Origin of the sequence: Methylocystis sp. SB2, assembly GCF_049817085.1 — a bacterium.
Lineage (GTDB): Bacteria > Pseudomonadota > Alphaproteobacteria > Rhizobiales > Beijerinckiaceae > Methylocystis > Methylocystis rosea.
This window is the reverse complement of record NZ_CP187401.1, coordinates 298,830-322,145: the sequence shown is the minus strand read 5'-3', so window position 1 is coordinate 322,145 and position 23,316 is coordinate 298,830. Positions and strand designations below refer to the sequence as shown.

27 protein-coding genes are annotated in these 23,316 nt (G+C 63.4%); 12 read left to right on the top strand and 15 right to left on the bottom strand.

Annotated features, from left to right (window positions below; translation table 11 throughout):
• Positions 1 to 30 precede the first annotated feature (30 nt).
• The 6 genes from ACPS74_RS01685 to ACPS74_RS01660 all read right to left on the bottom strand — a co-directional run bounded on the left by ACPS74_RS01685 (position 31) and on the right by ACPS74_RS01660 (position 5,024).
• A complete protein-coding gene (locus ACPS74_RS01685) occupies positions 31 to 255 on the bottom strand; it encodes a GDCCVxC domain-containing (seleno)protein (protein ID WP_029648836.1) in 225 nt (74 codons plus the stop codon).
• A 32-nt stretch (positions 256 to 287) separates the two neighbouring features.
• Complete coding sequence (locus tag ACPS74_RS01680) at positions 288 to 674, bottom strand: VOC family protein (protein ID WP_239754495.1); 387 nt, start codon at positions 672 to 674, stop codon at positions 288 to 290.
• Between the two features lie 52 nt (positions 675 to 726).
• Positions 727 to 1,662: a 2-oxo acid dehydrogenase subunit E2 gene (locus ACPS74_RS01675; RefSeq protein WP_051381700.1), complete on the bottom strand. Its 936-nt coding sequence runs from the start codon at positions 1,660 to 1,662 to the stop codon at positions 727 to 729.
• A gap of 2 nt (positions 1,663 to 1,664) precedes the next feature.
• Complete coding sequence (locus tag ACPS74_RS01670) at positions 1,665 to 3,137, bottom strand: pyruvate dehydrogenase complex E1 component subunit beta (protein WP_029648833.1); 1,473 nt, start codon at positions 3,135 to 3,137, stop codon at positions 1,665 to 1,667.
• Between the two features lie 12 nt (positions 3,138 to 3,149).
• Complete coding sequence (gene pdhA, locus ACPS74_RS01665) at positions 3,150 to 4,154, bottom strand: pyruvate dehydrogenase (acetyl-transferring) E1 component subunit alpha (RefSeq protein ID WP_029648831.1); 1,005 nt, start codon at positions 4,152 to 4,154, stop codon at positions 3,150 to 3,152.
• A 93-nt stretch (positions 4,155 to 4,247) separates the two neighbouring features.
• A complete protein-coding gene (locus ACPS74_RS01660) occupies positions 4,248 to 5,024 on the bottom strand; it encodes a DUF1499 domain-containing protein (RefSeq protein WP_029648830.1) in 777 nt (258 codons plus the stop codon).
• Positions 5,025 to 5,246: 222 nt separating this feature from the next.
• On the opposite strand from ACPS74_RS01660, the gene ACPS74_RS01655 reads away from it, so the two are divergent.
• Together ACPS74_RS01655 and ACPS74_RS01650 are read left to right on the top strand one after the other, a co-directional pair.
• Positions 5,247 to 5,459 (top strand): hypothetical protein, encoded by a 213-nt coding sequence (locus ACPS74_RS01655; protein ID WP_029648829.1) that lies wholly within the window; start codon positions 5,247 to 5,249, stop codon positions 5,457 to 5,459.
• 86 nt (positions 5,460 to 5,545) lie between these two features.
• On the top strand, positions 5,546 to 5,854 hold the full coding sequence (locus tag ACPS74_RS01650) for a TonB-dependent receptor plug domain-containing protein (RefSeq protein ID WP_029648828.1): 309 nt from the start codon (positions 5,546 to 5,548) through the stop codon (positions 5,852 to 5,854).
• 52 nt (positions 5,855 to 5,906) lie between these two features.
• Here the strand turns inward: ACPS74_RS01650 and ACPS74_RS01645 are convergent, their stop codons facing one another.
• The 4 genes from ACPS74_RS01645 to ACPS74_RS01630 form a co-directional block, all read right to left on the bottom strand.
• A complete protein-coding gene (locus tag ACPS74_RS01645) occupies positions 5,907 to 6,476 on the bottom strand; it encodes an NUDIX domain-containing protein (RefSeq protein ID WP_029648826.1) in 570 nt (189 codons plus the stop codon).
• A 105-nt stretch (positions 6,477 to 6,581) separates the two neighbouring features.
• Positions 6,582 to 7,772 carry an elongation factor Tu gene (gene tuf, locus ACPS74_RS01640; RefSeq protein WP_018406022.1) on the bottom strand — a complete coding sequence of 397 codons (1,191 nt, stop codon included), beginning with the start codon at positions 7,770 to 7,772 and terminating at the stop codon, positions 6,582 to 6,584.
• A gap of 208 nt (positions 7,773 to 7,980) precedes the next feature.
• Positions 7,981 to 8,622, bottom strand: coding sequence for a hypothetical protein (locus tag ACPS74_RS01635; protein ID WP_051381807.1), 642 nt, complete (start codon positions 8,620 to 8,622; stop codon positions 7,981 to 7,983).
• Between the two features lie 203 nt (positions 8,623 to 8,825).
• Complete coding sequence (locus ACPS74_RS01630; RefSeq protein ID WP_029651293.1) at positions 8,826 to 9,170, bottom strand: hypothetical protein; 345 nt, start codon at positions 9,168 to 9,170, stop codon at positions 8,826 to 8,828.
• Between the two features lie 185 nt (positions 9,171 to 9,355).
• Between ACPS74_RS01630 and ACPS74_RS01625 the strand changes: the two genes are divergently transcribed.
• Positions 9,356 to 9,682, top strand: coding sequence for a DUF3611 family protein (locus tag ACPS74_RS01625; RefSeq protein WP_244471432.1), 327 nt, complete (start codon positions 9,356 to 9,358; stop codon positions 9,680 to 9,682).
• A gap of 236 nt (positions 9,683 to 9,918) precedes the next feature.
• On the opposite strand, the gene pyrC is transcribed toward ACPS74_RS01625, so the two are convergent.
• Positions 9,919 to 11,220, bottom strand: coding sequence for a dihydroorotase (pyrC, locus tag ACPS74_RS01620; protein ID WP_029651291.1), 1,302 nt, complete (start codon positions 11,218 to 11,220; stop codon positions 9,919 to 9,921).
• A gap of 141 nt (positions 11,221 to 11,361) precedes the next feature.
• Here pyrC and ACPS74_RS01615 point away from each other — a divergent pair, with 141 nt between their 5' ends.
• The 5 genes from ACPS74_RS01615 to ACPS74_RS01595 all read left to right on the top strand — a co-directional run bounded on the left by ACPS74_RS01615 (position 11,362) and on the right by ACPS74_RS01595 (position 15,967).
• On the top strand, positions 11,362 to 12,471 hold the full coding sequence (locus ACPS74_RS01615) for a two-component system sensor histidine kinase NtrB (protein ID WP_029651290.1): 1,110 nt from the start codon (positions 11,362 to 11,364) through the stop codon (positions 12,469 to 12,471).
• 202 nt (positions 12,472 to 12,673) lie between these two features.
• Complete coding sequence (gene ftsE / locus ACPS74_RS01610; RefSeq protein WP_018408375.1) at positions 12,674 to 13,336, top strand: cell division ATP-binding protein FtsE; 663 nt, start codon at positions 12,674 to 12,676, stop codon at positions 13,334 to 13,336.
• 16 nt (positions 13,337 to 13,352) lie between these two features.
• On the top strand, positions 13,353 to 14,312 hold the full coding sequence (locus tag ACPS74_RS01605; RefSeq protein WP_036241983.1) for a cell division protein FtsX: 960 nt from the start codon (positions 13,353 to 13,355) through the stop codon (positions 14,310 to 14,312).
• Positions 14,313 to 14,459: 147 nt separating this feature from the next.
• Complete coding sequence (locus ACPS74_RS01600; RefSeq protein WP_029651288.1) at positions 14,460 to 15,113, top strand: YdcF family protein; 654 nt, start codon at positions 14,460 to 14,462, stop codon at positions 15,111 to 15,113.
• A 65-nt stretch (positions 15,114 to 15,178) separates the two neighbouring features.
• Complete coding sequence (locus tag ACPS74_RS01595) at positions 15,179 to 15,967, top strand: lysophospholipid acyltransferase family protein (protein ID WP_029651287.1); 789 nt, start codon at positions 15,179 to 15,181, stop codon at positions 15,965 to 15,967.
• A 25-nt stretch (positions 15,968 to 15,992) separates the two neighbouring features.
• On the opposite strand, the gene ACPS74_RS01590 is transcribed toward ACPS74_RS01595, so the two are convergent.
• The 3 genes from ACPS74_RS01590 to ACPS74_RS01580 all read right to left on the bottom strand — a co-directional run bounded on the left by ACPS74_RS01590 (position 15,993) and on the right by ACPS74_RS01580 (position 17,593).
• The gene (locus ACPS74_RS01590) at positions 15,993 to 16,307 is read right to left on the bottom strand and encodes a hypothetical protein (protein WP_029651286.1); all 315 of its coding nucleotides are present in this window, start codon (positions 16,305 to 16,307) and stop codon (positions 15,993 to 15,995) included.
• A 77-nt stretch (positions 16,308 to 16,384) separates the two neighbouring features.
• Positions 16,385 to 16,954 (bottom strand): RNA 2',3'-cyclic phosphodiesterase, encoded by a 570-nt coding sequence (gene thpR, locus ACPS74_RS01585; protein ID WP_029651285.1) that lies wholly within the window; start codon positions 16,952 to 16,954, stop codon positions 16,385 to 16,387.
• Between the two features lie 30 nt (positions 16,955 to 16,984).
• Positions 16,985 to 17,593 (bottom strand): arylesterase, encoded by a 609-nt coding sequence (locus tag ACPS74_RS01580; protein ID WP_239754500.1) that lies wholly within the window; start codon positions 17,591 to 17,593, stop codon positions 16,985 to 16,987.
• Positions 17,594 to 17,706: 113 nt separating this feature from the next.
• On the opposite strand from ACPS74_RS01580, the gene ACPS74_RS01575 reads away from it, so the two are divergent.
• A complete protein-coding gene (locus tag ACPS74_RS01575) occupies positions 17,707 to 18,396 on the top strand; it encodes an ABC transporter ATP-binding protein (RefSeq protein ID WP_029651283.1) in 690 nt (229 codons plus the stop codon).
• Positions 18,393 to 20,948 (top strand): ABC transporter permease, encoded by a 2,556-nt coding sequence (locus tag ACPS74_RS01570; protein WP_029651282.1) that lies wholly within the window; start codon positions 18,393 to 18,395, stop codon positions 20,946 to 20,948. Before ACPS74_RS01575 ends, ACPS74_RS01570 begins: the two co-directional genes overlap by 4 nt.
• Here ACPS74_RS01570 and ACPS74_RS01565 read toward each other — a convergent pair.
• Positions 20,945 to 21,325: a copper resistance CopC family protein gene (locus ACPS74_RS01565; protein WP_029651281.1), complete on the bottom strand. Its 381-nt coding sequence runs from the start codon at positions 21,323 to 21,325 to the stop codon at positions 20,945 to 20,947. The two genes, ACPS74_RS01570 and ACPS74_RS01565, sit on opposite strands and share 4 nt — an antisense overlap.
• A gap of 251 nt (positions 21,326 to 21,576) precedes the next feature.
• Here ACPS74_RS01565 and ACPS74_RS01560 point away from each other — a divergent pair, with 251 nt between their 5' ends.
• Positions 21,577 to 22,563, top strand: a complete 987-nt coding sequence (locus ACPS74_RS01560; RefSeq protein WP_239754502.1) for a DUF2232 domain-containing protein — start codon at positions 21,577 to 21,579, stop codon at positions 22,561 to 22,563.
• Positions 22,564 to 22,615: 52 nt separating this feature from the next.
• Positions 22,616 to 23,179 carry a 50S ribosomal protein L9 gene (gene rplI / locus ACPS74_RS01555; protein WP_029651279.1) on the top strand — a complete coding sequence of 188 codons (564 nt, stop codon included), beginning with the start codon at positions 22,616 to 22,618 and terminating at the stop codon, positions 23,177 to 23,179.
• Positions 23,180 to 23,316: the final 137 nt, after the last annotated feature.

The window sequence follows — 23,316 nt, the reverse complement described above, 5'->3', positions numbered from 1 at the left end:
GAGCTGTTCCAGGCAAGCCATATGCCGCGATTAGGGGCGCGCGTCCATCGGACGGCCGCAACAATCGCCCTCCTTCTGCACGGGCGGGCATGGAACGTCGCCATAGGAGCAGAACACGCAGCAGTCTCCCGTCTTTGGCGTCAGCCGCGCGCCGCATCCGGCGCAGACATGCACGACGACGCAAGCGTCCTGCGGCATGTCGAGCATTTCCGCGCGCGCGCAGTGCGGACAGGTGAGGGTCGACTGAAGGTGCAAATCCGCCCTCTGTGCCCCTGATCCGAATCTGGTCAGGCGGCTGTTCCTATCACACAGAATCCATTGCCGAACGGGTCGGCGCAAAATGCGATGGGCGGCCGGGCGCCGCCTTCGAATTTCTGCTCACATTTCGCGCCAGCGTTCACCGCATTTGTCAAAAAGGCTTCAAAATCGTCGACGTGAAAGTCGATATGAACGGGCGTCCAGTGACGCTCATATCGACGAACCTCGTCTGTTCCCTGGGCCGGTTTGCTTCCAGCCGATTTCTCGATCAGTCCGATTTGGGAGTTTCCACATTTGAGCAGGACATATGTGGGAACAGGTCGAGCGATCTCGGGAAGTCCCAAGGCGTCGCGATAAAATCGCAGGCCGTCTTCAAGCTGCGGAACGTCGATTGACACTGAGTAATTCATGCTCATGCCCGGTTCGCCCGACCCTCAACAATCATCCGAATAATTTCAAATCGCGCTCTCACGCGAACATCATCGCCGGATGTTCGATGACATGTTTGAATTCCGCCAAGAGTTCGGCGCCGAGCGCGCCGTCGACGGCGCGATGATCGCAGGACAGCGTCACGCTCATCATTGTCGCCACAACGGGCGCACCGTTCTTGACGATCATGCGCTGCTCGCCCTGCCCGACCGCCAGGATCGTCGACTGCGGCGGATTGATCAGCGCGGTGAAACTCTGCACGCCATACATGCCGAGATTGGACACCGCCGAAACGCCGCCTTCATATTCTTGCGGCTTCAGCTTGCGCGCGCGGGCGCGCCCGGCGAGCTCCTTGATCTCCTCGGAAATCTCGCGAACGGATTTCGCCTGCGCCTTACGGATGATCGGCGTCACGAGCCCGCCGGGGATCGACACGGCGACGCCGATATCGGAGGATTGGTGGCGCAGCAACGCGTCCGGCGTATAGGTGACATTGGCTTCGGGCTTGCGCTGCAGGGCGATGGCGAGCGCCTTGACCACGTAATCGTTGACCGACGTTTTCCATGTCGGTTTGCCGTCCGACCCGAGCGGCGCGGCGGCGTTAAAATCCTCGCGCAGGCGCAGCAGCGCGTCGATCTCGCAATCGACGTTGAGATAGAAAAGCGGAATGGTCTGTATGGCCTCGGTCAGCCGTCTCGCGATGGCCTTGCGCACATTGTCATGCGGAATTTCTTCGTAGGAGCCGGCTTCGAAGAATTTGCGGGTCGCGTCAGCAGACGGAGCTGCGGCAAGCGGCGCCGCCTTGGCCGTCTCGCCGCGCGCGAGCGCCGATTTTACATCGCGTTCGACGACCCGGCCGTGCGGCCCTGAGCCTTGCAGCGCCTCGAGATCGAGCCCGCCTTCCTTCGCCAAACGGCGCGCGAGAGGCGAAGCGAAGATGCGCGGCGCGCCGCTGTCGGGAGTGACGAGCGCCATTATCAGGACCTGTAAAGGACGGCCTTCGCCGCCGTGATGACATCCGCGACGCTCGGCAAAGCGAGCTTTTCGAGATTGGCGGCGTAGGGCATCGGCGTGTCCTTGCCGGTGACGCGCAGCACCGGCGCGTCGAGATAGTCGAAAGCCTCTTGCTGAACACGCATGGCGACCTCGGCCGATATGCCGCACTGCGGCCAGCCCTCTTCGATCGCGACGCAGCGGCCGGTCTTCTTGACGGACTCGATGATCGTCGCCGTGTCCATCGGCCGCAGCGTGCGCAAATCGATCACCTCGGCGTCGATCCCCTCTTTGGCGAGTTGTTCGGCGGCCTGCAGCGCATAGGTCATGCCGATCGAGAAGGAGACGAGCGTCACGTCTTTGCCCGGCCTTGCGATGCGCGCCTTGCCGATCGGCAGAACGAAATCCTCGAGCGCCGGAACTTCCGACGTCTTGCCGTAGAGAATCTCATTTTCGAGAAACACGACCGGATTGTCGTTGCGAATCGCGGCCTTCAGCAGGCCTTTCGCGTCGCTGGCGTTTGACGGCGAAATCACGATCAGCCCCGGCACCTGCGAATACCAGGCGGAATAATCCTGGCTGTGCTGCGCGGCGACGCGCGCCGCGGCGCCGTTCGGTCCGCGAAAGACGATCGGACAGTTGATCTGTCCGCCGGACATGTAACGCGTCTTCGCCGCCGAATTGACGATGTGGTCGATGGCCTGCATCGAAAAATTGAAGGTCATGAATTCGAGGATCGGCCGCAGCCCGGCGAAAGCCGCGCCGACGGCGACGCCGGCGAAGCCATATTCGGTAATCGGCGTATCGACGACGCGTCTGGCGCCGAATTCCTGCAGAAGACCCTGGGTAATCTTGTAGGCGCCCTGATATTCGGCGACCTCTTCTCCCATTACGAAGACGTTCGGATCGCGCCGCATTTCCTCGGCCATGGCGTCGCGCAAAGCTTCGCGCATGGTCATCGACACCAGCGTCGTGCCTTCGGGCACCTCCGGCGCAACGCGCGGGGACGGCTGCGCGGCGACGCGCGTCGCCTTGGGCGCGGGCGTCGCGGCCTCGACGGCGGCTTTGGTCGCGGCCTTATTGGCTTCGCCGGGTTCGTCCTGCGGCGCGGTCTGGCCCGGAACCGGTGGGGCGGCTTCAGCCTGCTTTTGCGCTTTGTCCTCTTCGCCGAGCCGATCGGCCGGCGCGTGGTCAGCCGTATCGGCGACTTCCTCGCCCTCCTCAGCGATCACCGCGATCGGCGTGTTGACGGCGACATTCTCGGTGCCGCCCGGCACGAGAATGCGCGCCAGCACGCCCTCATCGACCGCCTCGACCTCCATCGTCGCCTTGTCGGTCTCGATCTCGGCGATGACGTCGCCGGCTTTCACCGCGTCGCCTTCGTTCTTGAGCCATTTGGCGAGCTTGCCCTGCTCCATCGTGGGAGACAGCGCGGGCATGAGGACATTCACGGTCATTCAATCAATCTCTCACGCCAGCACGTCCGTCCACAACTCGCTCGGATCCGGCTCCTTGTCCGCAGTGGCGAAATCCGCGGCTTCGGCGACGATCTTGCGCGCATTGGCGTCGATCTTCTTGAGTTCGTCCTCGCTCATGCCGTCGGCGATCAGCCGCGCGCGGACTTGCTCGATCGGATCGTGCTCCTCGCGCATCTTTTGGACTTCTTCCTTGGAGCGGTATTTCGCGGGATCGGACATCGAGTGGCCGCGATAGCGATAGGTCTGCGCCTCTATGAGATAGGGACCCTTGCCGGCGCGGCACCATTCGATCGCCTCGTCCGCCGTCGCCTTGACGATGCGCACGTCCATGCCGTCGATCTGCTTGCCCGGAATGCCGAAAGCCGCGCCACGTTTGGAGAGGTCGATTTGCGCGGAGGCGCGGGAAATCTCCGTGCCCATCGCATAACGGTTGTTCTCGACAATGAAAACGACCGGCAGTTTCCAGAGCGACGCCATGTTGAAGGCTTCGTAGACTTGGCCTTGGTTGGCGGCGCCTTCGCCGAAAAAGGTCAAAGATACGCGGCCGTCGCCGCGATAGGCGTTGGCGAAAGCGACTCCCGCGCCGATCGGCGCCGGCGCGCCGACGATGCCGTGCCCGCCGTAGAAATTCGCTTCGCGCGAAAACATGTGCATCGAGCCGCCCTTGCCCTTGGAATAGCCGCCGCGCTTTCCGGCGAGCTCCGCCATGACGCGCCTGGGCTCCATCCCTGAGGCGAGCATATGTCCGTGGTCGCGGTAGCTCGTGGTGAACTGATCGCCGTCGCGCGCCGCCATTTTGACGCCGACCACCACGGCTTCCTGGCCGATGTAGAGATGGCAGAATCCGCCGATGACGCCCATGCCGTAAAGCTGTCCGGCCTTTTCCTCGAAGCGCCGGATGAGCAGCATTTCGCGAAAGGCGGTGAGCTCCTGCTCGCGGGTGAAAGGGGGAATCATTGACGCGCTTGCTGAAGCGACGCCGCTTTCCTCGACCATATCACCGCTCCCGTCGCTAAGCTTTGCTGTGCAGCATAATCGAAGACGCCGTCGAAAACGAGCGTCTCGCCTGCCTTCAATTTGGGGAGCGCGCTACCGCGCGTCGAGTTGCGACTGTAGTTCCTCGGCGAAAGCGGTGATTCTTTTAGCGTTCACGCCAAAGTCATGGCGTCCGTAACGCGACGCCGAGCGCAGATCGATGCGCGTCTGACCGGGCAGCGGCTTGAAGCGGACGGTGATGTCGTCGTCAAATCCCATGACGAGCGTTTTGTCGATGAAATCGATATGGCCGTCGCCACTGCGTCCGCCCGGCGGCCGCTTGTCGACGAGCGTCCAGCCGCGGGCTTTGGCGGTTTTCAGCACCAGTGCATAGGCCTCGTCCGTGTCGAGATCGACGACGATCGGTTCGACGTCGGGATAGGCCGGCCGCTGCGCCTCCCGCGCCCGGGACGGGAGACCCGGAGGCTGGAAGCCGCTGCGCGCCTCAAAGGCGGCTTTGGAGAAGGAGAAATAGGGAGGATCGGCGACGTCCGTCGAAATGTCGGAAAGCACCGGCAGACGCACCGCCTCGAAAGCCAGATAGGCGGGGTAGCCCAGCGTCAACGCCGCGATGACGAAGGCGGTCGCCGCTGCGCCCGCCCCGCGCCGTCCTGTCCGCCAAATCACGTTGCAAGCGGCGCAAAACAAAAGCAGCGCGATCAGCGCCAAGGCCATGGCGCCTCCAAGCGAGGCGAGCGCGGACGCCGGGTCAAGGGCGCCAAGTCGCCCCAGAACGATCGCCAAAATCGCCACCGTCGCGGCGAAAATCGCGAACCGTCGGCTCCACAGCGCGACTTTCGACCAGGGCTCGGGCGGAAGATGACGTCGCATCGGTTCAAAGACTCGCGTGACCGCCGCCAAAGGGTCAAGGGGCCAAGGGGCGGCTCGGGCGCATTTTTCGCAATTTCACGGCGAATGCAACGGCTCTCGCGCATTTGAAAAAAAGTTGGGCGAGCGCCGCCTCGGCCCCGGTTCCTTAGCGGCTCGTTAACTTGCCGAGGACAATCCTAGGAAAACGTCCCTTGAGTTCCCCTCCTGTCGTCGAGCGCGCCCATGTCCGACAAGTATTCCGTCGAGTTCAACGAGCCCCAATCCAACGGCCATCCCCATGACCTTCTCGCGCGGCTTTACCGCGAGATCGGCATTTCCGCCGTCGCCGCGGCGCTGGAAGTCGAGCAGTTCGCTCAGCAGCCGACGGCCACGGTCGAGCGCCTAGACGAGCGCCGTCTGCCCGCGGTGCTTCTGGGCGACGAACTCGCCGCCTGAACTGGCGCTAAGCAGGGCGGCCCTTTTGCCGGCCTGCTTCCTTACGACCCCGGACCCCTATATGCTTCGGGCAGGAGGACTACGCCATGCGCAAGGCTGTCGCCCTATTCCTGCTCATCGTCCTGGCCACGGTTGGTCTGACAACCGCCGCCGCTGCCGACGTGCGCGTGCGCGGCGCGCACGCCCGGGTTCATCGCGTCGCGCCGCCGCCGCCATATACTGACGACGGCTATTTCTCGGACTATGTGACCGGACCGACGGGGGCTCCAACCCCCGTCATGCAAGTGCCGGGCTCCACCAGCGTCATCACGCGAAAAATGATGGACGACTTCCAGTCGCGCAATCTCTGCGACGCGCTGCGGCTCGCGCCTGGGGTCAGCGGCGGAGGCTGCTAAAGGTCACCGGCGTTCGCATCCGCCGGCTTTCGTCGGCCTGCGGTCGCGCGCGTCACTCGAAGAGTTCAGGACGGCGAAGCTGCAGCGCCTGAACCAGCGTCAGCGTTTTCATGTCGACGATGCCGTCCGCCGCCATCAGCTCGGCGAGTTCCTTGAGGCTCAATTCGACGACGCGAACCTCTTCATCTTCATGCGCGACGCCGCCGCCGTCGCCGACGCGGTCCTCGGCGCGGTATTCGGCGAGATAAAGCGCCATGCGCTCGGTCGAAACGCCCGGCATCGACCAGGCGGTCGCGACATGCTCCAGCGCGCCGAGCTGCAATCCGCCTTCTTCAAGCGCCTCGCGTTTCGCCGTCACCGCCGCGTCATCCTCGCCCTCGACGAGACCGGCGATCGCTTCGAGCGACTCCGTCGCGCCGACGGCGATCAGCTCAGCGGCGCGGAGCTGATCGACGAGCAGCGCAGTCTTGCGCAGGGGATCGTATGGCAGCACGGCGGCCGCGCAGCCATGGTCCTCGACATCGCGCAGGAAGGTTCTTCCGTCGGGCATGCGGACGGTCGCGATCGACATCGTCGCCCAGCGCTCATGCGTGCGTTCGAGTTTGATGACGGAAGGCTTCATTGGAGAGTTCAATCTCTTGCCGCTATCTGAAATTGAATAGACCAAAAAAAGGGGCAAGAGCGCGGCTCCTGCCCCTGTACCGATGTTCTCAGCCCGCGTCAGCGGTCATTCGATGATGCTGGCGACGACGCCGGCGCCGACCGTTCTGCCGCCTTCGCGGATGGCGAAGCGCAGCTTCTCCTCCATGGCGATCGGCACGATCAGCGCGACTTCCATCGTCACATTGTCGCCCGGCATCACCATCTCCACGCCCTCGGGCAATGTGACGATGCCGGTCACGTCCGTCGTGCGGAAATAGAATTGCGGGCGATAGTTGGTGAAGAACGGCGTATGACGGCCGCCCTCTTCCTTGGTGAGGATATACGCCTCAGCCTTGAACTTCGTGTGCGGCTTCACCGAACCCGGCTTGCACAGCACCTGGCCGCGCTCGACGTCCTCGCGCTTCGTGCCGCGCAGCAGGCAGCCGACATTGTCGCCCGCCTCGCCCTGGTCGAGCAGCTTGCGGAACATCTCGACGCCCGTGACCGTCGACTTCGTCGTCGGACGGATGCCGACGATCTCGACTTCCTCGCCCACCTTGATCACGCCGCGCTCGATGCGCCCCGTCACCACCGTGCCGCGGCCCGAAATCGAGAACACGTCCTCGACCGGCATCAGGAACGGCTGATCCTTCGGACGCTCCGGCTGCGGGATGTAGGCGTCGACCGTCTCCATCAGCTTCAGGATCGCGTCATGGCCGATCTCGGGGTTCTTGCCCTCAAGCGCGCACAGCGCCGAACCCTTGGTGATCGGAATGTCGTCGCCGGGGAACTCATACTTGCTGAGCAGCTCGCGCACTTCGAGCTCGACGAGCTCGAGAAGCTCCGGATCGTCGACCATGTCGACCTTGTTGAGGAACACGACGAGCGCCGGCACGCCGACCTGGCGGGCGAGCAGAATATGCTCGCGGGTCTGCGGCATCGGGCCGTCGGCGGCCGAGACGACCAGGATCGCGCCGTCCATCTGCGCCGCGCCGGTGATCATGTTCTTCACATAATCGGCGTGGCCGGGGCAATCGACGTGGGCGTAATGGCGGTTCTTCGTCTCATATTCGACATGCGCCGTCGAAATCGTGATGCCGCGCGCCTTCTCTTCCGGCGCCTTGTCGATCTGATCATAGGCCGTAAAGGTCGCGCCGCCCGTCTCCGCCAGAACCTTGGTGATCGCCGCCGTCAAAGACGTCTTGCCATGGTCGACGTGTCCAATCGTCCCAATGTTGCAGTGCGGCTTCGTGCGTGAAAACTTTTCCTTGGCCATGATCCTCGTTCCGAGTGGTCACGAGCCCGTCGCTCGCGCGCGGCGAGGCTTTAAGGCCATTGGCGAAATTCTTCAAGGGGCGGCGGCGCTGGCGCCTATGGCCACCAATCCCAGCACATCGGGAATGGGAGCTTTCGCATTGCGCAAGAGCACGGGCCATAATCCTACGAAGCGTGGAAGAGGTGTGCTCCAAACTTGAGCGCCACCTCTACTTCGTTGGGTCCTTGCCCTGGAACGCGGGACTTCCTTTGGCCGGGAAGTCCATGTGTCGTTTAATCTCGGATTTGGGCTCGCGCGCGGTTAAGGAAACCTCTTCGCTGATCTGCCGCTCGCGAACCGCATCGACGTCCATGGTTTCCACTTCGCCATCGGAATGGCGGGCGGTGTAGACCCCGACCACATCCAAAGGCTCGGGGCTCTTGATCACGACGAACCCCTCCAGAAATGCGAAATCGACGCACACGCCGTTGATCGGGCAAAAATAGCCCGCGATGTCGAAACAATTCAGTTCCGTCGCGCCGTCGGCCTGAAGTTCAGCCTTCTTGAATGGCGTGACGCTGAACGGACCGGGGTCTGACCCGAATTCCGTCGCGAGCGCCACTTTCGCGGCGATGGCGAAGCGTTTCCTGGTCGGGTTATGAATGTTGACGATGGTCCGATAGACGCCCTTCGCCAACGTCCCGTCCTGATGCGGAAACCGCAACGAGCAGACAACTTTCGCGGCGTATTGATATTCGGTCTTTATGGTTTCGTTGGATTTCACCGCCTGCGCGCGTGAACTCTCGGGCATTCCAGCGAAAGCAAGGCTTAGTGCGAGGAGAGCGCTGTTGAAAGCATGCGCGCGTTTCATAATCCGCACTCCACGAAATATGGGTTTTGCGAAATATCTGTTCCTGTCGGCCTGCCCAGCCCCAATGCCTCTGGCGCCAAGATTATCGGGCGCCAGAATGAGCTTTGCTCATCGAAAAATCGTTCGCTTGGGCTAACGTGCGAACGCGCGAAATCGTTCCGCGGATAACTGGCATCGCCAAAGGTCGATGTGCGGCCGAGAGATCAACTACATCCGGAATGACAGGCCACTTCAGTAATCACCGGCTCCGTTTCGCCGACCGTATTGACGTCGATCACGACGCCCTGGCGCTTCCAGCGGAAAATGCAATTGGCGTTCCCCGTTCCGGCGCACGAGACCGTCTCTGGTCGTCCCTTGCAGCGAGGATCGCCTTTTTGACAGACGAATCCCGCCTCGGGCGCGTGAACAGGCTTCCAACCTTTTTTGATGAGAGCCTTTCGCGCCTTCGCGTAGGGCTCATCCTTTGGGAAGCTTGGGACATGCGCGAGCGCGCTCGAACAGAGAGAGATTGCGACGAAAACGGCGGCTGTGGCGAAAAGCGCTTTCATAAATTCACTCCTAATTCTTACAGCCCTTTAATTCTTTGAAGCAGTCGTATGTTCATAAGGCGGCACACGCATTCCTCAAGAGTCGCCGATAGCCTTCCCAGCGAGCATCATCGCAGGAGTCTTCGCCTTATTTGGCATTTGTTCAAGCGCCGGGCGCCGATGGCCCGCGACTAAAGCGCTGCGCGTTGAAATCGCCGGCCAGCGTGCTCGGCGCCGACCAGTCCGCGGCGCTGTGGTTTCTCGGGGCCGGTTCACTCGTCAATGCGCTCGGCTCGGTAGTCTCGTTCATCGGCGTCGGCTTGAGCATCGCCCTGCTTGTCGCCAAGACCGTTTCGCAGCCGCCGGGAATCGCAATTACCGATCCGGACAGGATCGTGCGCGCGCTCGACGTCTTCATCTTAATGGCGAACTTTAACTTGCTACTTGCTCATTTCATTGGGGTTGGAGCTGCGGTCTGGCTCAGTATGCAGGCGCTGAAGGCGCGTCACAGATTTGCTGTCGCATTGGGATGAGGAGCTGCGACGGGCAAAAAAAGGGCGCTCGACGGAACCTCGAACGGTCGCCGCGGTTGAAGGCGAGCTGGGGATTCGACCAAGGAGAATGTCATGACTGATAGCTATGGCTGGTTCGTTCCCGCCTGGATCCTGGGCGCCCCGTTTCTGCTGATGATCGCGGAAGCCGTCCGGTCGTCGAGCCGACACGGCCGCTGACTCTGGCCGGCGACAAGCGCCAAGCGCTGTCGCGGCCTTTATTCCTCGTAGACGATTGTCCCCGCGACGACGGTCGTCCTAACGACGCCCTGCAATAACGCCCCGTCGAAAGGCGTGTTTTTGGATCGCGAGTGCAGCGTCGCGGGATCGACCACGAAGGGCGCGTCTGGGTCGAAGCGGATGACGTCCGCGGGGGCCCCTTTTTGCAGCCTGCCCTGCCGCAACCCTAAAATTTCGGCCGGGCGCGACGTCATCGCCTCGAGAAGGCGGATCAGCGTGACGTCGCCCGAATGCACGAGCCGAAGCCCCGCCGCGAGCATCGTCTCGACGCCGATCGCCCCATATTCGGCTTCGGCGAAAGGCAACCGTTTGGTTTCGACGTCTTGCGGATCATGGTCGGAGACGATGACGTCGATCAGACCTTCGCCGAGCGCGCGAACGAGCGCCTTACGTTCATCCTCATGGCGTAGCGGCGGCCTGAGCTTGAGGAAGGTGCGATAGTCGCCGATGTCGTTCTCGTTCAGCGTCAGATGATTGATCGATGTCCCGCAGGTGACGGCCAAGCCCTCGTCCTTGGCTCTGCGCAACGCGTCCAACGATAGCGTCGTCGTCACGATCGCGGCGTGATACCTCGCGCCCGTCAGCGCGACGAGCCTCAAGTCGCGGTCGAGCATGATCGCTTCTGCTTCACGCGGCGCGCCAGCGAGGCCGAGCCGATGCGCAAAATCGCCTTCGTTCATGACGCCGACGGAAAGATCCGGGTCTTCGGCGAAATGAATGACCAGCGCATCAAAATCCCGCGCGTAGGTGAGCGCCCGTCGCATGACCAGCGCGCTTCGCACAGAGCGCGCGCCGTCGCAGAAAGCGATCGCGCCGGCCTGCTGCAGCAGGCCCAGTTCGGCGATCTCCCTTCCCGCGCGGCCGCGGGTCAGCGCCGCCATCGGCGCGACGCGCACGCGCCCGGTGTCGCGCGCACGGCGCAGAACGAAATCGACGACGGCGGGATCGTCGACGGGCGGCGCCGTCGCCGCGGTTGACACGATTGTCGTCACGCCGCCCGCCGCGGCGGCGAGAGTCGCGCTGGCGATGGTTTCGCGATGCTCCGCCCCCGGCTCGCCGACAAAGGCCTGCATGTCGATGAGGCCTGGCGCGACGACGTCGCCGGCACAATCGATGACCCGCGCGCCTTCGGGAGCGTCGCCCTGGCGAACGGATTCGCCGACCTCCGCGACGACTCCGTCGAGCGTCACGAGACCGCCGCGCATGTCGCGACCCGAGCCCGGATCGACCAGCCGTGCGTTGAGAAAGAACAGCGGCGCTGAGGCTTGTGTCGGCGACATGGCGTCTGCTTAGGCCATTTCTCGGCGGTTGAAAATGCGCCTGGGACGGGGGTATGGGGTTGAACTCGTCTCGCCAGCGCCTAGCTACCGCGAGTTGGGGCTGCGAGCGGCGCGTGCCGGGCGCCCCCCGGGGGAAAACGTATGCGTTCCCTCAGCCTTCGAGACTCCCCACTCGCGCCAAGCGTCGCGGAAGGCGAAGAACGCCCTGATCTGCCCGCGATGATGAACGCCGCCTTCGACGGAATCATTGCGCTCGACGAGCACGGCGTGGTGCGCTCGATCAGCGCGGAGGCGGCCTCGCTTTTCGGCTATGCGCCTGGCGACATTGTTGGGCGGGATTTCGGCATGCTGACGCCAGAGGCGACCCAGCGCCACCGCGACTATCTGCGGCGGGGAACGCCAAGCATTCGCCGACAGATCGAAGGCTTGCGCGAAGACGGCTCGGTTTTTCCCGTGGAGCTCGTCGTCAGCGAAGTCGCCTGCGACGGGGAGCGGCTTTTCATCGCTTTGATCCGCGATCTCAGCTCCAGGCGCCGCTTCGAGCAGGGGGTTCAGGAACTTCAGGCGAATCGACTTGAGTTGATTGAGAATATGGCGACCGGATTGGCGCATGAGCTCAAGCAGCCTTTGACGGCGATCGGCGCCTATCTCAATTTCGCGCGTCGGCATTTGAACGAAAAAGACCTCTCGATCGAGAAGGTCGAGGAGATGTTGGACAACGCCGATGCGCAAGTCTTCCGCGTCGCCGAAATTATGGACAATCTGCGCCAGTTCATCGCGCGCGGAGAGACCTCAAAAGCTCCCCAAAATCTCAACGCCGTCATCCGAACCGCCTGCGAATTCACCGATGCGCTCGCCAAGGAACATCATGTCCAAACGGCGATCGACCTCGAAGCGTCGCCGGACACGGTTGTGATTAACAAAGTTCAGATTCAGCAGGTCGTCGTCAATCTTAAGCGTAACGCCGTCGAAGCGATGCAGAACTGCGAGCGACGCGAGATGAGGGTGTCGACTCGCCTGATTGAAGGCAAGCTCATTCGCGCCGATGTCACCGACACCGGCCCAGGATTGCCAGAGGAGATCAAAGACAGGCTCTTCGAGCAGTTCACGACGACGAAGCCGCACGGTCTGGGGGTCGGCCTCTCCATTTCGCGCTCGATCATCGAAGCGCATAATGGGAAGATCTGGGCGGAGCCCAACCCCGGGGGCGGAACCATCTTCAGCTTCGTATTGCCTCTGGAAGATCGCTGACGGGTCAGGCCGGTTATGGCGACGCCGCCGGCAATCGGCGGCGCAAAGCGCCGCTGCATGCCGAGAAGCTCCAAGACAAGAGATCGTTGAGAGTGATGATGGCTAAGCAGGGCTGAACTGCTATTGTCGCGACTCGCGCATCCGTCCCGAGCGTCATTCGAACCCCCGCCGTTGGGGCCATCTTTGGGGAGAAGACGGCGTCGTGTTGACCTTTGAGAATGTCGGTTTGCGCTATGGCGTCGGCGCCGAAACGCTCCGAGACGTGAATTTCCAGATCGAACCGCGCTCTTTCCAGTTCCTGACGGGCCCGTCAGGCGCAGGCAAGACCACCCTGATGCGATTGATCATCATGGCGCTGCGGCCGACGCGCGGGTTGATCAACATCTTCGGCAAGGACACGGCGGCGCTCAGCAATGAAGACGTCGCCGAGACGCGCCGCAAAATCGGCGTCGTCTTCCAGGACTTCCGCCTTCTGGATCATCTGACGCTTTACGAAAACGTCGCCCTGCCCTTGCGCGTGCTCGGGCGCGAAGAGTCGACCTATCGCGCCGAGGTGCTCGAACTGTTGCGCTGGGTGGGTCTCGGCGAACGCGCGCATGCCTTCCCAACGGTCCTTTCGGGCGGCGAGAAGCAGCGCGCGGCGATCGCTCGCGCGCTGATTTCGCAACCCAAACTGCTGCTTGCCGACGAACCGACGGGCAATGTCGACCCGACGCTCGCGCGCCGGATCCTGCGCCTTTTTATCGAACTCCACAGATCCGGAACCGCCGTCATCATCGCCACTCATGACTTAAGCCTGATGGACCAGTATGAAGATGCGCGGCGTCTTGTGCTTGCCGACGGCCGGCTTCACATCTTCGAATGAGCAGACGATGGCCCTGATGCGATTTTGGTCCTCGATTCGCCCGGCCGCGTCTGACGTCGATGAAGACGCCGAAGAGATTCCAGCGCAGAGCGCGCTGGTCCCCGCCGATTCCGTCGCCGGCCGCTCGCTCGTCATCGTCATCGCGATCATGACGTTTCTCGCCGCGCTCGCCGCTAACGTCGCCATTCTGGTCGCCGATGCGAGCGTCGAATGGCGCAGCGACGTCGCGCGCGAAGCGACCGTGCAGGTGCGTCCGGTCCCCGGCCGCAACGTCGAGGCCGATGTTAAGGAGGCGGCGGAGGCGATGCGGCGAACGCCCGGCGTGCGGGAAGCGCGGGTCTACGCCAAGTCGGAATCCGAGGCGCTGCTGACGCCGTGGCTCGGCGAGGGTCTGGATCTCTCCGAACTGCCTACGCCCCGCATGATCGTGCTGAAGCTCGACGTCGAAAATCGGGCGGATTTTGACAAGCTGCGCATGGAGCTCGAGCGCGCCGTTCCGAACGCCGTGCTCGACGATCATCATGTCTTCATCGAGCGCCTCGGCGATATGGCGCGCGCCGCCGTGGCCATAGCGGCCCTGATCTTCGTATTGATCCTCGCGGCCATGGCCGTCGCCGTGGCCTCAGCCACCCGCGCCGCGGTGGCGACTAACCGCGAGATCGTGGAAGTGCTCCATATCGTCGGGGCCGCCGACTCGTTCATCTCGCGAGAATTTCAGCATCGCTTCATGGCGTTGGGATTTCGCGGCGCGCTGATCGGCGGCGGCGGCGCGATCGCCTTTTTCGCCCTGGCGCAGTTCTTGGCGCAGCGGTGGCGCGCGACCGGCGGCGGCGATCAGATGGAGGCCCTGTTCGGCGATTTCACGATTGGCCCGAGCGGCTTTGTCGTCATCGTTCTGCTCGCGGGCGGCGTCGCCGCGCTGACCGGCTATCTCTCGCAGTTCATTGTGCTGCGCCATCTGCAGCGGCTCGGTTAAGCGCATTCACCCAAAACAGCCGCCCCGATAACATCGGCGCAGAAATAGCCCTATAGTCGCGTCAGAATCGCGCCTCGCGCGTTCTGGACAGGAAGCATGGGCGAAGGACCCCAAGATTGACGACCTTCGCACGCCAGGGAGTGAAGAATGGGTAGCGCCGTCCGTAAGGCCGCGTGCGCGATCCTTGCCGGCTGCGCCTTTCTCGCCGCGGCGCTCCTGTTGGGTTTTGTCGGCTTCGCGCTGTCGCTGCCGCGAGAGGAGTTCTCCATTCCGGTGCAGGCGGAAGGCGTCGTCGCGCTGACTGGCGGCTCGGATCGCGTGCTCGACGCGGCGACGCTTCTCGCCAGCGGTCAGGCGCGACGCATGCTGATCACCGGCGTCAATCCCTCTACCCGCAGCTCCTTGCTCGCGAAAATACTCCCCATGTCGCGCGAGCTCTTCGACTGCTGCGTCGATCTCGGCTATCAGGCGCTCGACACCGCCGGCAACGCCAAAGAGACGCGCGATTGGGCGCGCGAGCACAACATCACCCGCACGCTCATTATCGTCACGTCGAACTACCACATGCCGCGTGCGCTGGTCGAAATCTCAGCCGCCTTGCCGAATGTCGAGCTCTATCCCTTTCCGGTCGTCAGCGAACATATCGACGTCGCCGACTGGATCAGCGATTTGCGCGTCGCCCGTTTTGTCGGCAAGGAATATGTGAAATACGTCGGGTCTCTGCTGCGCACCAAGCTTTTCAGGAGATTCGAGGAGTCGGAGCCCCCCCCGCAGCTTCGCCACAGCGTCGCATCTGAGTGAGAGCTTGTTCCAACGCCTCCTGGCGCCGTAAAAGCGCGCCACGCTCCTCCGCTCAGATCTCGCCCATGCTCCTCCTGCGCTCCCTCATTTTCCAGATCTTGTTCTTCTTGAACATGTTCACGCTCATGATCATTTGGCTGCCGGGCCTGATGATGCGGCGCCAGATCAACCAGGAGCTTGGACGCACCTGGGGGCGCACGAATCTCTGGCTGCTCGACAAGATCTGCGGCGCGAAGATTGACTGGCGAGGTCTCGAGAATATCCCCAAAGGCGCAGTGATCGTCGCCTGCAAACATCAGTCGATCTGGGAAACCTTCGTTCTGCCGATCAGATTTCCCGACTTCAGTTACATCTTGAAGCACGAACTGATTTGGCTGCCTTTTTTCGGCTGGTATTTACTGGCGGCCGAGCAAATCGCCATCGATCGCGCTAAGGGCGGCAAGCTGCTGCCGCAGCTGATCGCCAAATCGAAGAAAATTTTCGCCCAGGGACGGCAGCTCTTCATTTTTCCCGAAGGCACGCGTCGCCCGGCCGGCGCGCCGCCGCAATATAAGTTCGGCATCGCCCATCTTTACGCGGCGACCGAAACGCCGGTGCTTCCCGTCGCCGTGAATTCCGGGCTGTTTTGGCCGCGCCGCTCGTTCCTCGTCCGGCCGGGGACCGTCGTGATCGAGTTCCTGCCCTTGATCGCGCCCGGCATGGAGCCTCGCGCTTTTTTCGACAAGCTCTCGACGGAGATCGAAGCCGCGTCCGATCGATTGATCGTCGAAGCGCTTGCGAAAGACCCGTCGCTCGCCGAAGTCGTCGCCAAAGGACGTGAGAGCGCTCAAAGTATGGCGTCGGCGCAGGAATGAACGACGCTGTATCCTCCGGCCGAATCTAAAGAGTGTCCTGTTCAAGGTTGAGATGCTGCTCGACCCGCCGAAGACGCGCTTCAAGTTCACTGATAAGGACGCCGTGGCCGATCGCGGACGTATGATATTCGATCACCGCTCGGCGCAATCCGACAATCTGCTCGCTTAAATCCTTGCGGGTTGCATCGACTTTGGCGTCGAGCGACATCAGATCCGAAGCGACATCGGCGCGCAAGGAGCGCGACTCAGCAGCTATCTCCGCCAGGTCATTCTTTGTGGCCATTTCCGCGCGCATGTCGCGAAGCAGCTGCAGGATCAGACTTTCGGGCGCCTCGGCCAAAATCAGCTACCTTTCGTTCGCGAGCATATTAAGCGGTTCTTAATCTCCTGCAATTGTTTACACGTTTCTGCGTGCGCCTAACCTCGCGCCGTTCCTGTCAGCGCTTGCGGCGCCACAAGCAGCGGATATTCCGCCTCGACGATGTAGGGGCCGCCCCCCACGGAATCGCGCGACGAATAGAGCACGAACCGCTCCGCGGTGAAGCGCAGCGGCGGGAAATAGCCGCGCGCGCCAAGATAGGCTGCGACAGCGCCGGCGCTGGCCCCGCGCAGACGCGCGAGCGTCACATGCGGGATGAATTTGCGCGGCTCGGGCGGCGCGCCGAGCCGGCGCAATAGGCGCTCCTGCTCCGCCTGCATGTCCATGAGGGTCGGCTCCAGCCGCGCGCGCGCGACGATGGCGCGGGGCTTGTCGCCGCCAAACGACGTCAGCTGGTCGAAGGTGACGGTGACTTCCGGACGGCGGATGAAGGACAGCGCATTCGCCGCGTCGCGCGCGAAAGCATCGTCGACGTCGCCGATGAAGCGCAAGGTGACATGATAATTCTCGACGTCGATCCAGCGGCCGCCGGGGATTCCGCCGCGCAGGCGCGCGAGGCTTTCGGCGATTGAGCGGGGAATCTCCAGGGCCGTAAACAGTCTGGGCATGACATCCTCCCCAAGCGGGATCGCGCAGCCTCATTGCGCGCGCGAGGTCCTACTCGCCCCCATGGAAACGAGCGTTCTTTCAACATAGGGTGCGATTTTTTTGACGATCTTCGCCACGCCGGCGGCGTTGGGGTGAATGCCGTCCGAGATGAGGAGCGCGGGCGAGCCCCAGACGCCTTCCAAGATAAAGGGCACGAGCGGCGCCTCATGTTTGGCGGCAAGATCCGGATAAACCGAATCGAATTCCTTCTTGTAAGCTTGCCCGTGATTTGCGCTGGAGACCATCGCCGTCAGCACCGGGCGAACGCCTTTCTGCTTTAACGTCGCAAGAATCCGATCGAGATTGGCGCGCGTGATCTTCGGATCATGCCCGTTCAACATGTCATTCGCGCCGAGCTCGACGACGGCGATGTCGAAAGGCCCGGCGCCAAGGGTATAGTCGAGGCGCGCGAGCCCGGTCGTCGTCGTGTCGCCGGAAACGCCCCCTTGGACGACTTCGACATTATATCCGTCCTCGCTCAGCCGTCTCTTGAGCTGCGCCGGAAGCGAATCTTCGGCCCCGATGCCGGGCCCCGCCGTCAGGCTGTCGCCAAAGGCCAGGATGCGCACGGGTTCGGCGCGCGCGGAAGTAAGCGCCATGGTCAACAGGGCCAAGGAAGCGAGAGCCGCGGCTTGGAGAGAACGGCGGAAAGCGCAATAAGGCGACTGGACTGCGGGCGTCGAATGCGGCGCATCATTCAAGGTTTTGCTCCGTGCTGCGACAAGTCATCGAAGTGGAAGGCGTCGATCTCACGCTCGGCGAAGGCGCCGCCCGCGTGCATGTGCTCAAGTCTGTCAGCCTGAGCGTAGACCAGGGCGAAACCGTCGCTCTTCTGGGACCGTCCGGCTCGGGCAAATCGACGTTGCTCATGACCCTCGCCGGACTGGAGCGACCTGACGCCGGAAGCGTCAGGATTGACGGGCGCGATCTTGGCGCCCTTTCGGAAGACGCGCTCGCGCGTTTCCGCGGAGAAAACATAGGGATCGTCTTCCAGTCTTTCCAGCTGATCCCCACCATGACGGCGCTGGAGAACGTCGCCATTCCACTTGAACTCGCCGGAAAATCAGACGCTTTCGAACGCGCCGAGGCCGAGCTTGCGGCGGTCGGGCTCGCTGAGCGCCTGGCCCACTATCCAGCTCAGCTTTCGGGAGGCGAACAGCAGAGGGTGGCGCTCGCCCGGGCGCTTGCGCCCGACCCGCTGATCCTCGCGGCGGACGAGCCCACGGGCAATCTCGATTCGGAAACCGGGGCCGCCGTGATTGAACTTATTTTCGCGCAGCAACGGCGCCGCGGCGCGACGCTTGTGCTCGTCACCCATGATGCGGCGCTCGCCGCACGCTGCAGCCGACGCGTTCTGCTGCGCTCGGGCCGCATCGAGGCGAGCGAGCGGGCGCCGTCATGAAGCCGGTGCGCTTCGCCGCCCTGCCCTTCGCCTTGCGCTTCGCCCTGCGCGACCTGCTCGGCGACCCGCGCGGCTTTGGGGTCTTCATCGCCTGCATCGTCATCGGCGTCGCCGCGATCTCCGGCGTGTCCGGGCTTTCCCGCTCGCTGGCGCAGGGACTTGCGCGGGAGGGCCGAACCATATTGGGCGGCGACGCCTCCTTCAGCCTCGTCTCGCGGGAGTTTTCGCCGGAGCAACGCGCCTTCTTCGAGGCGCGCGGGCGGCTTTCCGAAATTTCGCTGATGCGGGCGATGGCCCGGCGCGACGACGGCGAGGCCGCGCTGGTGGAGATCAAAGCCGTCGATCCGGCGACTTACCCAACGTTCGGCGAGGTCGCGCTCGATCCCGACATGGCTTTGTCCGAGGCGCTTGAGGTGCGAGACGGGCTGCCGGGCGTCGCGGTCGATCCGATGCTGCTCGCACGCCTCGACGCCAAGCTCGGCGAGACCGTGATGATCGGCGTTTCGCGCTTCACGCTGCGCGCAATTCTGCGCAGCGAACCCGACAAGCTCGCGGGCGGCATTGGCTTCGGGCCGCGCGTCATGATGACGCGCGCGGCGCTCTCAGGCGCGGAACTGGCGACGCCGGGCTCCATCGTGCGGCATGTCATCCGCGTCACGCTGCACGGGGGCGCCGACGCCGACCTCAAGGCGTTCGCCGCCGACGCTGCGAACGCCTTTCCGCAAGCCGGATGGGAGTCGCGCACGCGGGACGCCGTCTCGCCGCAGTTCTCGCGCAATCTCGACCGGTTCGCCCAACTGCTCACCCTCGTCGCGCTCACCGCCCTTGTCGCCGGCGGCGCCGGCGTCGCGAACGCCGTACAGGGCTTCGTCGAGCGCAAGCGCGCGCAATTCGCGATTCTCAAGGCGCTCGGCGCCGAGGGGTCTCGGGTCTTCAAGATCGCGCTCGCTGAGGTTTTGGCGGCGGCGTCTTTGGCTATCCTGCTGGGACTCGTCGTCGGCGCGGCGATTCCCTGGGGAGCGGCGCAAGCGCTGCGCGATCTCGCCGATCTCCCCGTATCAGCGTCGCTCGACGCGCAAGGCGCGCTCTATGGGGCTCTGTACGGGCTGCTCGTCGTCCTGATCTTTGCACTCGTTCCTCTGGGCCGCGCGCATGAAATTCCCGTAGCGGCGCTGCTGCGCGACGACCCACGGGGCGCGACTCTCGCACGCTACCGCGCTGGCGCAGGGGCCGCGGCGATTGCGCTCGCCGCGCTGGTCATGGCCACGTCCTTTGACGTGAAGCTCGGCGCGGCCTATGTCGCCGCCGCTGTCGCGGCCTTCGCCCTGCTGCGCGGCGCGGCCTGGGTCGCCATGCGGCTGGCCCGCAGCCTTCCCCGTTTGCGTGACGCGCGGCTGCGATTCGCGCTCGCCAACATCTGGCGGCCGAAAAGCCTGACGCCGGCGCTGATGATCTCCATCGGCCTGACGCAAACGCTGCTCATTTCGCTCGCGCTGGTTGAAGGCGCGATTCACAACGAGTTGGCGCGGGCGGACGCCGGAGAAATCCCCAACTTCTTCTTCATCGACGTGCCGAAGGCGCAAACTGAGGCGTTTGTTGATTTCCTCTCTGCCGAGGCGCCCGGCGCCCGCATTGAACACGTGCCGATGATGCGGGGCCGCATCGTCGCCGTGAAAGACGCGTCTATCGACAAGACCGCGGTGGCGGACGACGCCAAATGGGCGCTCGAGGGCGACCGGGGCGTGACGTTTTCCTCCACAATTCCGGCAAACTCCGCGCTCGCCGAAGGCGAATGGTGGCCGGCCAATTACGTCGGTCCGCCGCTCGTATCGCTGGAGCAGAAGGTCGCCGAAGGATTGGGTCTGACCGTTGGCGACTCGATTCGAGTCAATGTGCTCGGCAGGGAGATAACGGCGAAGGTCGCCAATATGCGCCGGGTGGATTGGCGCAGTTACGCGATCAATTTCATCATGGTGTTTTCGCCCAATGTTTTTGCCGGGGCGCCCTACACCGAGCTCTTCACCGTGGCTTACGGCGCGCCATCCGTGGCGGCCCGCGACGCAAAAGACGCGCGGCTCGCGCGCGAGGCGGCGAAACGCTTTCCGAGCATCGTTTCGGTGCGGGTCAAGGATGCGCTCGCCGCGATAGACAAGATCGCCGGACAGTTGGCGCTGGCCGCGCGCGCCGCGGCGGGACTCGCCATCGTCACGGCGGTGCTGGCGCTAGCGAGCGCGCTCGCGAGCGGCCAACGCGCAAGGCTGCATGACTCGGTGGTGCTCAAGACGCTCGGCGCGACCCGCCTCTGGCTCGCCTCAGCCTACGCTCTGGAATTTGGGCTGGTCGGCCTCGCCGCCTCCTTGATCGCGGTGGCCGCCGGATCCGCCGCCGCCTACGCGATGACGACGATCCTCATGAAAATCGATTTCGCCTTCCTGCCCTGGACAACGGCGCTGATCTCGCTCGCGACCCTCGCCATCACCGTTGGCCTTGGCCTTGCCGGGACATGGCGGGCGCTCTCCGGCCGTCCCGGTCCGGAGTTGCGCCAGCCTTAGGCCGAGAGGGAAGGCTCGACGATGAAGGGAAACGCGCCCTCGACAATCGTTCCATCCGTCGCGAGCACACGGTAGTCGACTTCATAGAGTCCGGGCTGCAGAACCGGCGTGTCGAGGATCAACTCTTTGGAGGCTTGTTTCTGGATCGCTTTGGCGATCACCAGGCCGTTTCTGCTCTTGAGCGTTATCGTCGAAATGACGGCGTCAGCCTTGCCCTCAAACACCAGCTTAATCTGACGCACTGGCTTAACAACCCGCTGTTTCGAGGCAGGGAAGGACTCGACGAGGAACTGATGATGAGCCAGCCCGGCCGTCGCAGAGCAAAAGCTTAGCCCGGCGGCGAGGAACGCGGCCCAAGCGTATCTGATGAGCTTCATTGTCTTTCTCCTGACCGGCGAACCGCCGCCCGCCTCGATGTCTGGAGAAGTAACTTTCCCACGCGCGATTTGTTCGAGCGCGGCGCGCGCAAGAGGCGCGGCGCGACGACAGGAAATTTGCCGGAAATTTGCCAACGGCTGCGCCGCCTTGCCCTTTGGGCTGCGACCTCCTAAAACCCATGGGCGTCGACGGTCCCGGCGCCTTTCGCGTCATGCGCCCATGCGCGACGCGCCGTCAGCGGAACCCAATTTTGTCCGACAAGAACGCCCTCTCCTGGCCGAATTTCGCCGTGTCGATTCTCGGCGGCGTCGCAGCGGCCGTGATCTTCGCCGTCGTCGCGCGCGGCGGGGTCGGCGGGCTCCTCTTGGCGCATCTTGCGCCCCTGCCGATTATGATCGTCGCCTTCGCCTTTGGCCTGATCCACGGCGCGACGTCGGCAATCCTCGCCACGATCATCCTGATTTTCTGGCCGCATCCGGTGATCGGCATGGGCTATGCGCTGCTGATCGCTGCGCCGGCGTGGTCAGCTGTGTACGCGGCGCTCGGGGCGCCCCGCGGCGGCCGGAACAGGCTGACGCGTTATCTGCCGGCCTGGTCGGCGCTCGCGCCAGCGACCTTTCTGGCGACGGCGATCATTCTCTGGCTGATTGTCGCCACCCTCACGTTCGGGTCGCTCGACGAAGCGCTAAATCCGATCCGGGCGCGCGCTTTCATCCTGCTCGACATGATGGTGAAAGAGCGCGAGCTTGGCGATAAGATCGATCCGACGACGCTTTCAGGGTCCGTCGCGCGCGCCATCCCCGCCTTTCTTGCCGGATATGGCCTGCTGATCCACGTTATCAATTTGTGGCTCGCCGCAAGGATTGCGCAAGCATCCAAGCTGCTCAGCCGCCCCTGGCCGGACATCGCCAATGAATTCCGCCTGCCCAAGCCGGTGGGCGGCCTCTTTCTGAGCGGAATCGCCCTGGTCTTCTTCCAGGGCCTCGCCGGCGCGATTGGACTGGTGCTGGCGACGACCATGGGATTGCTCCTTGCGTTCCAAGGGCTCGCCGTCGCGCATATCTACCTGCGCGGTTCGCGCTCGAGCGCCCTGGTGCTGGCGGTCATCTATTTCACCCTCGGATTTTTGGGGTGGCCACTCCTGTTTTTCGCCGCACTCGGCGTCGCCGACCTGATCTTCAACTATCGCGCCCGAAAGACGGACGCCGGGCCCACCGCGATGCAAAAACCGGATTGACTTTCGCCCGGTTTTTCTCGACATAGCCCGCAATCTCGGAGAAATAGCAAAGATGGACGTCATTCTGCTGGAACGCGTGGCCAAGCTCGGCCAGATGGGCGAGACCGTGCGCGTGCGCGACGGCTACGCCCGCAATTTCCTGCTGGCGCGCGGCAAGGCGCTGCGGGCGACGGAAAACAACAAGAAGCATTTCGAGACACAGCGGGCGCAGATTGAAGCGCGCAATCTCGAGGCTAAGAAAGAAGCCGAAGCCGTCGCCGAAAAGCTCAACGGACAAAGCTTCAATATCATTCGCCAGGCGGGCGAGAGCGGCCAGCTCTATGGCTCGGTTTCGGCGCGAGATATCGCCGAGGCGGCGACCGCGGGCGGTTTCTCGGTCAATCGCGATCAGATCGTCCTGGTGCACCCCATCAAGACTCTCGGCCTTCATCAGACGCCCGTGCATTTGCATCCGGAAGTCGATGTGAAGATCACGATCAACGTGGCCCGTTCGGAAGAAGAGGCCGAGCGGCAGGCGCGCGGCGAAAGCGCTACGATCCGGGAAGAGACGTCGATGGACGATCTTGGCCTGGAAGTCGGCGCGGCTCTTGCGGAAGCCGGCGACGTCGAGATGTGATCTCCCGTAATGCGAACGCCATCGCCGGCGGCCTTTTGGCCGCCGGTTTCGTTTTCCGGGCCGATCTCTGATTCTCTGTTCAATGCAAGAGCAGTCGGGCACGCGCCGAACGAATCTTTTTTCTCCGTGTGAATAAG